The sequence below is a fragment of the Rathayibacter sp. AY1E2 genome, from assembly GCF_002932325.1.
GTDB lineage: Bacteria > Actinomycetota > Actinomycetes > Actinomycetales > Microbacteriaceae > Rathayibacter.
This window is the reverse complement of sequence record NZ_PSVO01000009.1, coordinates 1-14063: the sequence shown is the minus strand read 5'-3', so window position 1 is coordinate 14063 and position 14063 is coordinate 1. Positions and strand designations below refer to the sequence as shown.

The window sequence follows — 14063 nt, the reverse complement described above, 5'->3', positions numbered from 1 at the left end:
CGTGCCCCTCAACGAGATCATCTCGGCGCTGTCGCGCGCCTCCACGTTCGACGATGCTCTCGCGTACGCGGTGCGGGACGCCGACTTCTCGGTGGCCGACGGCCTCCGGGTCCCCCTGCTCGCGGGCCTGATCGAGAGGCGCGCGGAGGCGGGACGCCCGCAGGCGGCGCTGGTGGTCACGGCCACGGGCCGCGACTCCGAGAACGTGCGCGCCTCCCTCGGCTGCATGCTGCCGGACGCGGACGTCGTCGAGTTCCCCGCGTGGGAGACGCTGCCGCACGAGCGCCTCAGCCCGAGCGCCGAGATCGTGGGGCGGCGCCTGGACGCGCTGCGGCGGATGAAGCAGTGGTCCGGCGAGCGGCCCCTCGTGGTGGTCGCCTCCGTGCGCGCGGCGCTGCAGCCGGTCGCCGACAACCTCGCCGACATCGAGCCGATCCGACTCGTGAAGGGCGCCCGCGGCTACGACCTCGGCCGCATCTCCTCCGAGCTGGTCGACCTGGCCTACGCCCGGGTCGACATGGTCACGCGCCGCGGCGAGTTCGCCGTGCGCGGCGGCATCCTCGACGTCTTCCCGGCGGTGGCCGAGCATCCGAGCCGAGTGGACTTCTTCGGCGACGAGGTCGACTCCATCCGCGGCTTCTCCGTGGCCGATCAGCGCTCGCTTCCGGGCGAGGCCGACTCGGTGGTCCTCCCGCCGAGCCGCGAGCTGCTGCTGGTGCCCGCGGTGCGGCAGCGGGCCCGCGAGATGCTGCACGAGTTCCCGAGCCTGTCGGCGATGCTCGCGAAGATCGCCGAGGGCATCCCGGTCGAGGGCATGGAGTCGCTCGCCCCCGCGCTGCTGGAGCGGCTGGTCCCGATCTCGCACTACCTCCCCGAGGGGGCGGCCGTCGCTGTCCTCGCCCCCGAGCGCGTGGCGACGCGGGCGATCAGCCTCGCCGAGACGAACCGCGAGTTCCTGCAGGCGGCCTGGAGCGCGGCGACCGCCGGCGCCGAGGCCCCCATCGACCTCGCCTCGGGCGAGTTCATCTCGCTCGGCGCGCTCCGCGATTCCGTGAAGCTCAGCGCCCCGGGCGCCGACGCTCCCGACCACCCCTGGTGGACGATGAGCACGTTCCGCCAGGGCCCCGCCGCGGGCGAGGCCGAGGTGCTGCCGGAGGAGCTCGGGATCGACGAGATCCTCGCCGTCCGCGTCGAGGGCGAGCCGGTCCCCGGATTCGGAGCGAGCGTCGAGGGCGCCCTCGCCCACGTCCGCGCGCGCCTGGCCGACGGCTGGACCGTGGTCCTGACCGCGCCCGGCACCGGCACGGTCGAGCGCACCGACCAGGTCCTCGCCGAGCACGAGGTCGCCGCCCGCATCGTCGCCGACCTCCCCGCCGGGCTCGAGACGGGTCTGGCCTACGTGGTCCAGGCCTCCGTCGATCACGGCTTCGAGGTGGAGGAGGCGAAGCTCGCCCTGCTCACCGACACGGAGTTCTACGGCCGCACCGTCGGCTACGACTCCCGAGCGGTGAAGAAGCTCGCCTCGCGCCGCAAGAACGTCGTCGACCCGCTGCAGCTCACGCCCGGCGACTTCGTGGTGCACGCCACCCACGGCATCGGCCGGTTCGTGGAGCTCTCTCAGCGCGAGGTCTCAAGCGGGGGCCGCAACGCGATCAAGACCCGCCGCGAGTACCTCGTGCTCGAGTACGCCCCCAGCAAGCGCGGCTTCCCGGGCGACAAGCTGCTCGTCCCCACGGACCAGCTCGACCTGCTCTCCCGCTACGTCGGCGGCGAGGCTCCGGCGCTGAGCAAGATGGGCGGGAGCGACTGGGCGCAGGCCAAGAGCAAGGCCCGCCGCGCGGTCCGCGACATCGCGGTCGAGCTCGTGAAGCTCTACTCCGCCCGGATGGCCTCCCGCGGGCACGCGTTCCCGCCGGACACCCCCTGGCAGCGCGAGCTGGAGGAGGCGTTCCCGTTCGCCGAGACCCCCGACCAGCTCACCGTCATCGACGAGGTCAAGGCCGACATGGAGCGGCCGATCCCGATGGACCGCCTGCTCTCGGGCGACGTCGGCTTCGGCAAGACCGAGGTCGCCGTGCGCGCCGCGTTCAAGGCGATCCAGGACGGGAAGCAGGTCGCGATGCTCGTGCCGACCACGCTGCTCGTCCGCCAGCACCTCGAGACGTTCAAAGAGCGCTTCGCCGGCTTCCCCGTCCACCTGCGGGCGCTCAGCCGGTTCCAGAGCGCGAAGGAGTCGAAGGAGACGATCGAGGGCCTGGCCGACGGCACCGTCGACATGGTCATCGCGACCCACCGGCTCCTCAGCGACAACATCGTCTTCAAGGACCTCGGCCTGCTCGTGATCGACGAGGAGCAGCGCTTCGGCGTCGAGCACAAGGACAAGCTCAAGGCGCTGAAGAAGAACGTCGACATCCTCTCGATGAGCGCCACGCCCATCCCGCGGACGCTCGAGATGGCGGTGACCGGCATCCGCGAGATGTCGACCCTCGCGACCCCGCCGGAGGAGCGCCACCCGATCCTCACTTTCGTCGGCCCCTACTCCGAGAAGCAGGTGTCGGCCGCGATCCGCCGGGAGCTCCTGCGCGAGGGCCAGGTGTTCTTCGTGCACAACCGCGTCTCGACGATCAACCGCGTCGCCTCGCAGCTCGCCGAGCTGGTGCCCGAGGCGCGGATCGCGGTCGCGCACGGCAAGCTCAGTGAGTCGCAGCTCGAGCGGATCATCGTCGACTTCTGGGAGCGCAAGTTCGACGTCCTGGTGTCGACGACGATCGTCGAGACCGGCCTCGACATCCCGAACGCGAACACGCTGATCGTCGACCGCGCCGACAAGTACGGTCTCTCGCAGCTGCACCAGCTGCGCGGGCGGGTCGGCCGCGGCCGCGAGCGCGCCTACGCCTACCTCCTCTACGACGAGACGAAGCCGCTGAGCGAGACCGCGCACGACCGGCTGCAGACGCTGGCCGCCAACTCGGACCTCGGCGGCGGCATGCAGATCGCGCTGAAGGACCTCGAGATCCGCGGTGCGGGCAACCTCCTCGGCGGCGAGCAGTCCGGGCACATCCAGGGCGTGGGCTTCGACCTCTACCTGCGGATGATCGGCGAGGCCGTCGACACCTTCCGCGGCGAGGTCGCCGAGGGGCAGACCGAGCTGCGGCTCGAGCTGCCGGTCGACGCGCGCATCCCGGAGGAGTACGTCGACAGCGAGCGGCTGCGCCTGGAGGCGTACCAGAAGCTGTCGGCCGCGTCGTCGCCGACGGCGAAGGAGGGGAGCATCGACCTCGTGGTCGAGGAGCTGACCGACCGCTACGGCGAGCTGCCCGAGGCGGTCGAGAACCTCATCCTGGTGTCGAGGCTGCGCATGCGCGCGCAGAAGGCGGGCCTCAGCGACGTGGTCGCGATGGGCTCGAACGTCCGCGTGGCTCCCGCTCACCTGCCCGACTCGATCCAGGTGCGCCTGCGCCGGATGTACCCGACCGCGAAGTACCTGCAGCAGGCCGACGCGGTCGTCGTGCCGATGCCCGTGCTCGACGGCGTCCCGCTCGGCGACCGGGCGCTGATCCAGTGGGTGGCGTCGCTCCTGGACGCGCTGTTCCCGGAGCCGGTCACCGTCTGAGGTCCTCGGGGCGGCGCTCCCCGGTGGAGCGCCGTCCCGCTCCGGCGGCCGTCGCCGCTGCGGGAGGGCCCGCTGGCAGGATGGAGGGCATGCCGCTCCTCGCCGCCCGACGCCCCCGCGAGCCGGAGCCGCTCGCCGGCCCGCTGGTCGCCGTCCGCGGGGTCGCGGTGCGCGCCTCGGGCGTCGAGCTGCTCGCGCCGTGCTCGCTCGAGGTGGAGGCGGGGGAGCGCGTCGCGGTGACGGGCCGCAACGGCACCGGCAAGACCACGCTCCTGCGGGTGATCGCCGGCCTCACCGCTCCGAGCGAGGGAGTCGTGGCGGTGGCCGGGCGCGCCCCGGAGGAGCGCTCCGCCGCCCACCGCCGCGCCGTCGCCGCCCTGATCGGCACCCCTCCCTTCGAGCGGGACCTGACCCTCGAGGAGCACCTCGCGATGGTCGCCGTCTCCTGGGGCGCGCCGGTCGCCGACGCCCGCCGCGAGGCCGCGGCAGGTCTCGACGCGCTCGCGCTCGCTCCGCTCGCCCGACGCTTCCCGCACGAGCTCTCCTCCGGGCAGACGCAGCTGTTCTCCCTCGCGCTCGTGCTGGCCCGCCCCTCCGCGGTGCTGCTGCTCGACGAGCCGGAGCAGCGGCTCGACGTCGAGCGGGTGCCGCTGGTCGCGGAGGTGCTGCGGCGCGCAGCCGCGTCCCGGGCGCTCGTCGTCGCGACCCACAGCCCCGTGCTGATCGAGGGCCTGGGCGCGCGGGTCGTCGAGCTGGAGCGGGCGTGACGCGCGCGGAGGGGGCCCGCGTCGCCGAGGTGCGGGCTCTGCACCGGCACCGCGCCGCGGCTCCGCCGAGTCCGCGCGCCTACGCGGGCTACCTCGCCGCGATGACCGTCCTCGTCGTCGTCCTCCCCGTCGCCCGGGCCCTCGCACTCCTCGCCGCCGAGGCGGGAGCCGCTCCGGAGCCGCTGGTCGCCCTCGCCGCGGGTCTCGCCCTGCCCGCCGCCGTGCTCCTGGGCCGGGTGCGTGGACCCGCGGTGGGCGAGCCGCACACCACGGCCGTGCTGCTCGCGACCGATCTGCGCCGCTGGTCGGTGCTCCGCCGACCCGTGGTCCGGGCGTCGGCCGGTCTCGTGGCGGGCTGCTCCGCCGGCGCGTCGCTCCTCGCCCTCGCCGCCTCCGCGCCGCTCCTCGCGGCCGTCGCCGGCGGTGCCGCGTTCGCCGGCCTCCTCGCCGTCGCCTGGCTCGCCGGTCAGTGCCTGCCCTCGCGCCTCCCCGCGCTCGCGGCGGGCATCCTCGCCTCCCTCGCGGTCCTCGGGGCCCTCCTGCCCGGTGCGCCCACGCCGGGCGGCCTCCTCGCCTCGGCCGTGAGCGGAGCGGAGGAGGTGCGCGCCGCGACCGTGCTGCTCGCGTCGGCCGCGGTCCTCCTGGCCGCGGCGCCCCGGCTGCTCGACGCCGCGCGCGGGCCTCGCCTCCTCGCCCAGGCCCGGCAGTGGTCGGCGACCGCCCGGCTCGGAGCGACGGGCGACCTCGCCGAGTCGCTCGACGGGTACCGCGCCCTCCCGGCGATCGGGCGGGGGCTCCGAGCGGTCCGCCTCTCCCCGTTCGCCCTCGCGGTGCCGGTGCGCGACGCGATCGGCGCGCTGCGCACTCCCGGACGCTCGGCGGTCGCGGTCGTCGCGCTGGCCGCCGCCGGCGCCGCCGCCGTGCTCGCCGCGGTCGTGCCGTCCTCCCTCCTCGCGCTCCCGGCCGCCGCGGCGGGCGTGCTCGCCTACCTCGGCGCCGGCGTCTGGAGCGACGGCTTCCGCCACGCCGCCGCGACCGCGGGGCAGCCGGCGCTCCTCGCCCCCGGCCCGTTCGAGCTGCTCCTCCTGCACGCCGTCCTCCCGCTGGTGCTCGCGGTCGGAGTCGCGGTGCTCGGCGCCCTCGCCGCCTCGCTGCTGCTCCCGGGCGCGGCGGTGCCGGTGGCCGCCGCGACCGCCGTCGCCGCCGTCGCCGCGCGGGCGATGGATGCGACCCGGGGTCCGCTGCCGCCGCAGCTGCTCAGCCCGGTGCCGCTCCCGATCGGGGACGGCGCGGGAGTCGCGGTGGTCCTCTGGAACCTGGCGGGTGCACTGGTCAGCGCCTCGACCGCGGTGTCCGTCGCGGCGTCACCCGGGCTCCTCGCCGCGGTGCCGCTCGTCGCAGGCGGCTGCCTCCTCGTCGCGCGGCGGCGTCTCGCGCGGGCCTGAGGCTCCCGGGCGCCCGCGCCGCCCGGATGTCCGCGGAGGCGGCCGGACCGGATGCGAGGATGGCGGGGTGACCGCGCATCCCCGGCTCGACGAGCTCATCCGCACCGTCCACGTCCTCCGCGCCCCGGGCGGCTGCCCGTGGGACGCCGAGCAGACCCACGAGTCGCTCGTGCGCTACCTGACCGAGGAGTCGCACGAGCTCGTCGACGCCATCGAGGCGGGGGACCGGGCCGACCTGATCGAGGAGCTCGGCGACGTCCTCTACCAGGTGCTCTTCCACGCCGACCTGGCGGCCGAGAGCGCCGAGCCCTTCACCATCGAGGACGTCGCGGCGCACATGAACGCCAAGATGATCGGCCGCCACCCGCACGTGTTCGGCGACGCCACGGCCGAGACGGCCGACGACGTCATCGCGGTGTGGGACGAGCTCAAGCGCACCGAGAAGCCGCACCGCACCAGCGTGCTCGACGGGATCCCGCAGGGCATGCCCGCCCTCGCGCTCGCCGACAAGGTGATCGGCAAGGCGACCTCGCTGGGCGTCGTGGACGCCGGCCAGGGCCCGCTTCCCATCGAGTCGGAGGAGGACCTCGGCCCGCTGCTGCTGGCCATCGTCGCCTCCGCCCGCGCCCGGGGGCTCGACGCCGAGCGTGCGCTCCGCACCGCGACGCGCGACCTGCAGGACGAGATCCGCGCGGTGGAGCAGGAGCGGCGCGCGGACTGAGGCGTCCGCCGGCCCGCCCCGGCCGATCTGGGAGAATCGCCGTCATGGCCTCCCCGATCACCCCGCCCCGCGGCATGCGCGACTTCCTCCCCGCCGACAAGGCGAAGCGCGAGCACGCGCTCGGCGTCATCCGCCGCGTGTACGCCTCCCACGGGTTCGACGAGATCGAGACGCCCGTGGTCGAGGACTTCGACCGCCTCCACTCCGGGCTCGGCGGCGACAACGAGAAGCTCGCCTTCAGCGTCCTGCGCCGCGGGCTCACCCGCGACGACCTCGCGGCGGTCGACGACGCGTCCGCCCTCGCCGACCTCGGCCTGCGCTTCGACCTCACGGTGCCGCTCGCCCGCTTCTACGCCTCGCACCGCGCCGAGCTGCCGGCTGTCTTCCGCTCGGTGCAGATCGCGCCGGTGTGGCGCGCCGAGCGCCCGCAGAAGGGGCGGTACCGCCAGTTCGTGCAGTGCGACATCGACATCATCGGCGAGCCCGGGCAGCTGGCCGAGGTCGAGCTCATCACGGCGACCGCGGCGGCGCTCGACGCCCTGGGCCTCGAGGACTGCACCATCCGGATCAACGACCGCCGCATCCTCACCGGAATCCTCGAGCACTGCGGCTTCGCCCCCGAGCGCTTCGGCCCGGCGCTGATCTCGATCGACAAGCTCGACAAGATCGGCGCCACCGGTGTCGTCGCCGAGCTCGAGGCCGACGGGCCGGACGCGGCCGCGGTCCTCGGGGGCTACCTCGCGCGGATCGAGCAGGCGGTCGCCGCCGGGGGAGTGGCGCTCGAGCAGTCCGCGATCCTCGACGTGCTGCCCGAGGGCATCGACCCGGAGGCGGTGCTCGCGCTCGAGACCCTGGCCCGGTCGCTGCGCTCGCTGCCCGCCGGCGTCTCGCTCCGCTTCGACCCGACGCTCGTGCGGGGCATGGGCTACTACACCGGCACGATCTTCGAGATCGCGCACCCGTCCTCGGGCTCCTCGGTCGGCGGAGGCGGGCGGTACGACGGGATGATCGGCCGCTTCCTCGGTCAGGACGTGCCGGCCTGCGGCTTCTCGATCGGCTTCGAGCGGATCGTCGAGCTGATCGGCGGTGCCGTCGTCGAGCGTCCCGACGCCGTCGTCCTCGTCCACGAGCGCGACGCGGCGCCCGAGCTGCTGCTCGCGCTCAAGCAGGAGCTGATCGCCCGGGGCTCGCGCGTGCGCCTCGAGCGCCGGGCGAAGAACCTCACCCCGCTGCTGGACCGCGCGGCCGCCGCGGGCTTCACCCGCTTCGCGCTCGTCCCGCGGGACGCCGCCTCCGCCGCCGACCTCTCCTTCAAGGACCTCGGCTGAGCCGCACCGGCTGTTCCGGATGAGCGTCGCCGGCTGCCGGCGCTGGGCCATGTCCGCGGGAGGGACCGGGTGCTGACGGGGCCGTCCCATCGGGCCTGAACAGGGTCTCAGATGATCCGTCAGCGGATCATGTCGATCTGGTCGGATCCTTGTCGGATCCGTGAGAGCCTTAATACCCGCGAAATCTGCGGACACACCCGAGAAATCTCCCCCGGATAGCGTCGAGGCACCCGATCGGCGCGGCTTGGCGCGCCTGCACGGGCACCCCGTCGCGACCCCCGCGCACCGCACCGCAGCAGCCCTGACGATCCCCACCCGAGGAGTCCCCTTGACCCTGTCGCCCCTCCGCTCCCTCCCGGCCTTCGACCGCCGCAGCCTCCTCCGCCTGGCGGGTGTCGCCGGCCTCGCGATCGGCGGCGCCTCCGTCCTCGCTTCCTGCGCTTCCGACTCCTCCGGCGCGTCCGCCGCGGACGGCGGCGACCTCGGCACCCTCAAGGTCCAGCTCTCCTGGATCAAGAACGAGGAGTTCGCGGGCGAGTTCTTCGCCGACTCGAAGGGCTACTTCACCGAGGCCGGCCTGGCAGGAGTGACGCTCACCCCCGGCCCCTCGACGGGCGTGGCCGAGCTCCTCTCGGGCAGCGCGGACGTCGCGCTCAGCGACGCCGTCTCGATCGGCACCGCGATCGCCCAGCAGGAGGCCCCGCTCAAGATCATCGGCGCGACCTACCAGAAGAACCCCTTCACGGTCCTCTCGATCAAGACCGCCGGGAACATCGCCACTCCGGCCGACCTCGCCGGGAAGAAGATCGGCGTCCAGGCCTCGAACACGTCCCTGTTCCAGGCGCTGCTCGCCGCGAACGGCCTCTCCGAGTCCGACCTCACGGTCGTCCCCGTCGAGTACGACCCCTCCGTCCTCGTCAACGGCACCGTCGACGGCTTCATCGCCTACCTGACGAACGAGGCCATCACGGTCGCGGCCGAGGGCTACGAGGTCGTCAACCTGCCCTTCGCCGACAACGGCCTCCCCTTCGTCGCCGAGACCTTCTCGGTGTCGGAGCAGGCGATCGCCGAGAAGCGCGACGCTCTGAAGGCGTTCCTCGTCGCCGAGATCAAGGGCTGGACCGACGCGGTCAACGACCCGGAGGCGGGCGCGATGCTCGCCGTCGAGAACTACGGCAAGGACCTCGGCCTCAACGAGGAGTCCTCCAAGAAGGGCGCCACCATCCAGGCCGAGGAACTGGTCGTCTCGGACGAGACGGTCTCGAACGGCCTCTTCACCATCTCCGAGACGCTGCAGTCCGAGACCATCGCGTCCCTCGCGGGCGCCGGGATCGACGTCACGGCCGAGGACCTCTTCGATCTGACCCTCCTGGACGAGGTCTACGAGGAGAACCCCGAGCTGCTGAAGTACGCGGCCTGATCCTGATCCACGAAGGGCACCACTCGTGACCGACACGACCGACGCCGGCACCCTGCGCGACCAGGGTGCCGGCGGCACCGGCATCCAGATCCACGGCCTGTCGAAGACGTTCCGGATGGGCTCGCGCAGCGTCGCGGCGCTGCAGGACACCGATCTCCACACCGACCAGGGCAGCTTCCTCGCCCTGCTCGGCCCGTCGGGGTGCGGCAAGTCGACCATCCTGCGCATCCTCGCGGGACTGGAGGAGCCGACGTCCGGCTCCATCCGGGTCGACGGCCGGACCCCCCAGGAGCTGCGCCGCGACAACAAGCTCGGCATCGCCTTCCAGGACCACGCGCTCCTGCCGTGGCGCAGCGTGATGGCGAACATCCGCCTGCCGTTCGAGATCGCGGGCAAGAGCGTCGACCAGTCCTACATCGACGAGCTGATCGACCTCGTCGGCCTCCGCGGCTTCGAGAAGGCCAAGCCGGCCCAGCTCTCGGGCGGCATGCGCCAGCGCGTGTCGATCGCGCGGTGCCTGATCCTCAAGCCCGAGGTCCTGCTGCTCGACGAGCCGTTCGGCGCCCTCGACGACATGACGCGGCAGAAGCTCAACCTCGAGCTGCTGCGGATCTGGACCGAGAAGCCCGCCACGACGCTCCTCGTCACGCACGGCATCTCGGAGGCGATCTTCCTCTCGGACCGCGTCGCGGTGATGAGCCCGCGCCCGGGACGGGTGAAGGAGATCATCGACATCGACCTCCCCCGCCCGCGCACCCCCGAGATGCAGCGCACCCCCGAGTTCCACGCCTACGTCGACCAGGCCTCCGAGCTGCTGTTCGGCGACGGCGGCGCGGCCGCGGACGACCGCGTCTAGGAGGCACCGTGGCCACCACGCTCCCCGCGGCCCCGCGCCGCGCCCTGTCCCTGCCTCCGTGGCTCACCGGGCTGATCGGCGTCGCCGCGATCGTCGCCGTCTGGTGGATCGTGGCGCTCGTCACCGCGCCCACCGGCGCCGCGACCTACGCGCCCGTCCCCACTCCCGTGCAGGTCGTGCAGACCGCGATGGAGGACGGCGCCGGCTTCTACTGGCGCAACTTCTCCGTCACGATCGGCGAGGCGGCCGTCGGCTACTTCTGGGGCAACCTCCTCGCGCTGGTGCTCTCGGCGCTCGTGCTGGTCCTGCCCTGGCTGGAGGGGGTCGTCTCGCAGCTCGCGGTCATCACCTACTGCGTGCCGATCGTCGCCATCGGAGCGATCGTGCTGCTGATCCTCGGTGGTGCGGACGCTCCCGGGAAGGCGAGCGCGACGGCGATCTTCCTGGCCGGCCTCTCGGTGTTCTTCACCACGGTCGTCGGCAGCCTCCTCGGGCTGAAGGCGGCCGACAAGGCGGCGCTCGACGTCGTCACGGTCTACGGGGGCTCGCGCTTCACCCAGCTGCGCAAGGTGCGTCTGATCGCGGCGCTGCCCAACATCCTGTCGGCGCTGCAGATCGCGGTGCCCGCGGCCTTCCTCGGCGCGATCCTCGGCGAGTACTTCGGCAAGATCGAGACGGGCGTGGGCCCGATCCTGGTCGCGGCGCAGGTCTCGCTGAACTCGCCCCGCGTCTGGGCGCTCTTCCTCCTCTGCGCGGGCGTCGCGCTCCTCGGCTACGGCATCGTCGGACTGATCGGGCGCCTCATCGCGCCCTGGTCCTCCGGAAAGCGGGCATGACCATGACGACCACCGTTCCCGACCGCACGGAGCAGTCCACGGCCACGTCGATCCTCGCGGTCGACGAGCTGCGCCGCCAGCTGCGCACGGCCGCCCTCGGCGCGACTCTCAAGAGCCTGCGCAAGAGCCTGCTCGTCGCCCTGTCGACGATCGTGATCGTGCTGGCGATCTGGATCGGCGTGGTCCTCTTCAGCGGGGTCTCGCCCTACGTGGTCAAGGGCCCGTGGGACGTCTGGCAGCACCTGGTGACCGATGCGAAGGCCGCGGAGCACCGCGCCGAGCTGGGCGGCCTCTTCGCCGTGACCATGGGCGACGCACTGATCGGCTTCGCGGCCGGCCTGGTCGTGGCGATCCTCGGCGCGATCCTGTTCCGCCTGTCGAAGGGCATCGAGCACGCGCTGATGCCGTTCGCGATGCTGCTGCGCTCGGTGCCGCTGATCGCGATGGCGCCGCTGATCATCCTGGTCTTCGGGACCGGCTCGATCGCCTCGGTCGCGGTCATCGGCGGGATCGTCGTCCTGTTCCCCGCGCTGGTGACGATCGCCTTCGGCCTCAACAACGCCTCCCCGCAGATGCTCGACGTGGTCGCGGTCTACGGCGGCAGCACTCTCACCGCGATCCGCAAGGTGGCCATCCCCGGCTCGCTGCCCTCGCTCTTCGCCGCGATCCGCATCTCGGTGCCCGGAGCGATCACGGGCGCGCTGCTCGCCGAGTGGCTCTCCACCGGTGCGGGCATCGGCGGGGCGATCAACGCCTGGTCCGCCCAGGCCCGGTTCGCGGACGTCTGGTCGGCGGTCGTGCTCGTGACCGGCGTCTCGCTCGTGCTCTACATGCTCGTGCAGGTGCTCGAGACCTTCGTCCTCTCCCGGATGTCCCTCTCCCTCACCTGACCCCGTCGCTTTCCCCCTTCCGCGGGACGCCACTCGAGTGCGGCTCGCCCGGTGGGTCGCATACCCGGGTGGCGTCTCGCGGGAAGGGGAGGGCAGGGGGAGCGGAGCGACGGGGCCCGGTCAGACGGTGACGATCGCGTCGACGCGGTGGCCGGCCAGCACCTCGCGGCCCCCGAGCCCGTCGAGCTCCATGACCACCGCGATCCCCTCGAGGCTCCACCCTGCGCGCTCGATCAGGCGGCGGCTCGCGTCGAGCGTGCCCCCGGTCGCCAGCACGTCGTCGACCAGCAGCAGCCGCGAGCCGCGGGGCGCCGCGTCCTCGTGCACCTCCAGCATCGTCTCGCCGTACTCGAGGGTCGCCTGCTCGCGCAGCACGGCCCGCGGGAGCTTGCCGGGCTTGCGGATGGTGACGACGCCGAGACCCGCCGAGTAGGCGGCCGCTGCGGCGAGCAGGAAGCCGCGCGCCTCCACGCCCGCGATCGCGTCGATCCGGCCGCGGTAGGGCTCGATCAGCGCGTCGGCCACCGCCCGCAGGGCCTCGCCGTCGCCGAAGACCGGCGTGAGGTCGCGGAACAGGATGCCCGGGCTCGGGAAGTCCGGGACGACGGCGGTGAGACGGTCGACGTGGTCGGCGGCGGTCGTGGTCACGGGGAACCTCCGGGTCGGCGGGTGCGCCCGGGCCGTCCGGCGATCGGGCCCTGGGAGTCTACGACCGGCCGCGGTCTCCTGCGCTTCGGAGGCGGTCAGTAGACTCCTTCCCGACCGCTCCCGTCTCCGGGAGCCCACCCGTCAAGAGGAGATAGTTGTGGCCCTTATCGAGGCAGTCGTCGCCCGAGAAATTCTGGACTCCCGTGGCAACCCCACGGTCGAGGTCGAGGTCCTGCTCGAGGACGGCGCGTCCTCGCGAGCGGCCGTCCCGTCCGGCGCCTCCACCGGCGCGTTCGAGGCGTACGAGCTCCGCGACGGCGACTCCGACCGCTACCTCGGCAAGGGCGTGCAGAAGGCCGTCGACGCCGTCATCGACGAGATCGGCCCGGCCATCGAGGGCTTCGACGCCACCGACCAGCGCCTCGTCGACGCCGAGCTGATCGAGCTCGACGGCACCGAGAACAAGTCCCGCCTGGGCGCGAACGCGATCCTCGGCGTCAGCCTCGCCGTGGCCAAGGCCGCCGCGCAGTCGTCGGACCTCGACCTGTTCCGCTACGTCGGCGGCCCGAACGCGCACACCCTGCCCGTGCCGCTGATGAACATCATCAACGGAGGCGCGCACGCCGACACCGGCGTCGACATCCAGGAGTTCATGGCCGTCCCGCTCGGCGCCGAGTCCTTCTCCGAGGGCCTGCGCTGGGGCGTCGAGATCTACCACGCGCTCAAGGCGCAGCTGAAGAAGGCCGGCTTCGCCACCGGCCTCGGCGACGAAGGCGGCTTCGCCCCCGACCTGCCCACCAACCGCGAGGCGCTCGACTTCATCCTCAAGGCCGTCGAGGCCGCCGGCTTCACCCCCGGCAAGGACATCGGGCTCGCGCTCGACGTCGCCTCCTCGGAGTTCTACGAGGACGGCGCCTACACGTTCGAGGGCAAGAAGCTCTCGGCCGAGGAGCTCTCGTCCTACTACGCCGACCTCGTCGCCAACTACCCGCTGGTCTCGATCGAGGACCCGCTGGACGAGGACGACTGGGCCGGCTGGACCCACCTCACCGCGGCCATCGGCGACAAGGTGCAGCTCGTCGGAGACGACCTGTACGTCACCAACCCGGTGCGGCTCGCCCGCGGCATCGCCGAGAAGGCCGGCAACTCGATCCTGGTCAAGGTGAACCAGATCGGCACGCTCACCGAGACGCTCGACGCCGTGGCCCTCGCCCAGCGCAACGGCATGACCGCGATCCTCTCGCACCGCTCCGGCGAGACCGAGGACACCACCATCGCCGACCTCGCGGTCGCGGTGGACGGCGGCCAGATCAAGACCGGCGCCCCGGCCCGCTCGGACCGCGTCGCGAAGTACAACCAGCTGCTGCGCATCGAGGAGATCCTGGGAGGTGCGGCGACCTACGCGGGTCGCTCCGCCTTCCCGCGCTTCTCCGCGTAGTCTCGGCACGCCGGACCGGCCCCGGAGCCCAGCACCTCGGTGCGGGCGCCGGGGCCGCTCCACTTCCCCCGCCGCGATCGAGGAGGCACCCGCCCATGGCC

At 73.0% G+C, this 14063-nt stretch carries 11 protein-coding genes; 10 read left to right on the top strand and 1 reads right to left on the bottom strand.

Annotated elements, in window-relative coordinates:
- Nucleotide 1 precedes the first annotated feature (1 nt).
- The 9 genes from mfd (at nucleotide 2) to C5C49_RS08570 (ending at nucleotide 11876) form a co-directional block, all read left to right on the top strand.
- The gene (gene mfd / locus C5C49_RS08605; protein WP_104345950.1) at nucleotides 2-3613 is read left to right on the top strand and encodes a transcription-repair coupling factor; all 3612 of its coding nucleotides are present in this window, start codon (nucleotides 2-4) and stop codon (nucleotides 3611-3613) included.
- A gap of 89 nt (nucleotides 3614-3702) precedes the next feature.
- Nucleotides 3703-4380: an ATP-binding cassette domain-containing protein gene (locus tag C5C49_RS08600; protein ID WP_104256567.1), complete on the top strand. Its 678-nt coding sequence runs from the start codon at nucleotides 3703-3705 to the stop codon at nucleotides 4378-4380.
- Nucleotides 4377-5825 carry a hypothetical protein gene (locus tag C5C49_RS17345; protein WP_258068420.1) on the top strand — a complete coding sequence of 483 codons (1449 nt, stop codon included), beginning with the start codon at nucleotides 4377-4379 and terminating at the stop codon, nucleotides 5823-5825. The genes C5C49_RS08600 and C5C49_RS17345 overlap by 4 nt, the downstream gene beginning before the upstream one ends.
- Before the next feature lie 67 nt (nucleotides 5826-5892).
- Nucleotides 5893-6546: a MazG family protein gene (locus C5C49_RS08595; protein WP_258068419.1), complete on the top strand. Its 654-nt coding sequence runs from the start codon at nucleotides 5893-5895 to the stop codon at nucleotides 6544-6546.
- Nucleotides 6547-6590: 44 nt separating this feature from the next.
- On the top strand, nucleotides 6591-7874 hold the full coding sequence (gene hisS / locus C5C49_RS08590) for a histidine--tRNA ligase (RefSeq protein WP_104268004.1): 1284 nt from the start codon (nucleotides 6591-6593) through the stop codon (nucleotides 7872-7874).
- 328 nt (nucleotides 7875-8202) lie between these two features.
- Nucleotides 8203-9294: an ABC transporter substrate-binding protein gene (locus tag C5C49_RS08585; RefSeq protein ID WP_244230661.1), complete on the top strand. Its 1092-nt coding sequence runs from the start codon at nucleotides 8203-8205 to the stop codon at nucleotides 9292-9294.
- Between the two features lie 115 nt (nucleotides 9295-9409).
- Complete coding sequence (locus C5C49_RS08580) at nucleotides 9410-10150, top strand: ABC transporter ATP-binding protein (RefSeq protein WP_104222373.1); 741 nt, start codon at nucleotides 9410-9412, stop codon at nucleotides 10148-10150.
- An 8-nt stretch (nucleotides 10151-10158) separates the two neighbouring features.
- Nucleotides 10159-10986, top strand: a complete 828-nt coding sequence (locus tag C5C49_RS08575) for an ABC transporter permease (protein ID WP_244229606.1) — start codon at nucleotides 10159-10161, stop codon at nucleotides 10984-10986.
- Complete coding sequence (locus C5C49_RS08570) at nucleotides 10983-11876, top strand: ABC transporter permease (protein ID WP_104222359.1); 894 nt, start codon at nucleotides 10983-10985, stop codon at nucleotides 11874-11876. The genes C5C49_RS08575 and C5C49_RS08570 overlap by 4 nt, the downstream gene beginning before the upstream one ends.
- A 120-nt stretch (nucleotides 11877-11996) precedes the next feature.
- On the opposite strand, the gene C5C49_RS08565 is transcribed toward C5C49_RS08570, so the two are convergent.
- Nucleotides 11997-12524 carry an adenine phosphoribosyltransferase gene (locus C5C49_RS08565; protein WP_104222360.1) on the bottom strand — a complete coding sequence of 176 codons (528 nt, stop codon included), beginning with the start codon at nucleotides 12522-12524 and terminating at the stop codon, nucleotides 11997-11999.
- A gap of 157 nt (nucleotides 12525-12681) precedes the next feature.
- Here C5C49_RS08565 and eno point away from each other — a divergent pair, with 157 nt between their 5' ends.
- Nucleotides 12682-13962, top strand: a complete 1281-nt coding sequence (eno, locus tag C5C49_RS08560) for a phosphopyruvate hydratase (protein WP_104222361.1) — start codon at nucleotides 12682-12684, stop codon at nucleotides 13960-13962.
- Nucleotides 13963-14063: the final 101 nt, after the last annotated feature.

Bases quoted from the DNA above. Each gene is read 5' to 3' on its own strand.
- C5C49_RS08600 (WP_104256567.1), top strand. From the start codon at position 3,703: ATGCCGCTCCTCGCCGCCCGACGCCCCCGCGAGCCGGAGCCGCTCGCC.
- hisS (WP_104268004.1), top strand. From the start codon at position 6,591: ATGGCCTCCCCGATCACCCCGCCCCGCGGCATGCGCGACTTCCTCCCC.
- C5C49_RS08580 (WP_104222373.1), top strand. From the start codon at position 9,410: ATGGGCTCGCGCAGCGTCGCGGCGCTGCAGGACACCGATCTCCACACC.
- C5C49_RS08570 (WP_104222359.1), top strand. From the start codon at position 10,983: ATGACCATGACGACCACCGTTCCCGACCGCACGGAGCAGTCCACGGCC.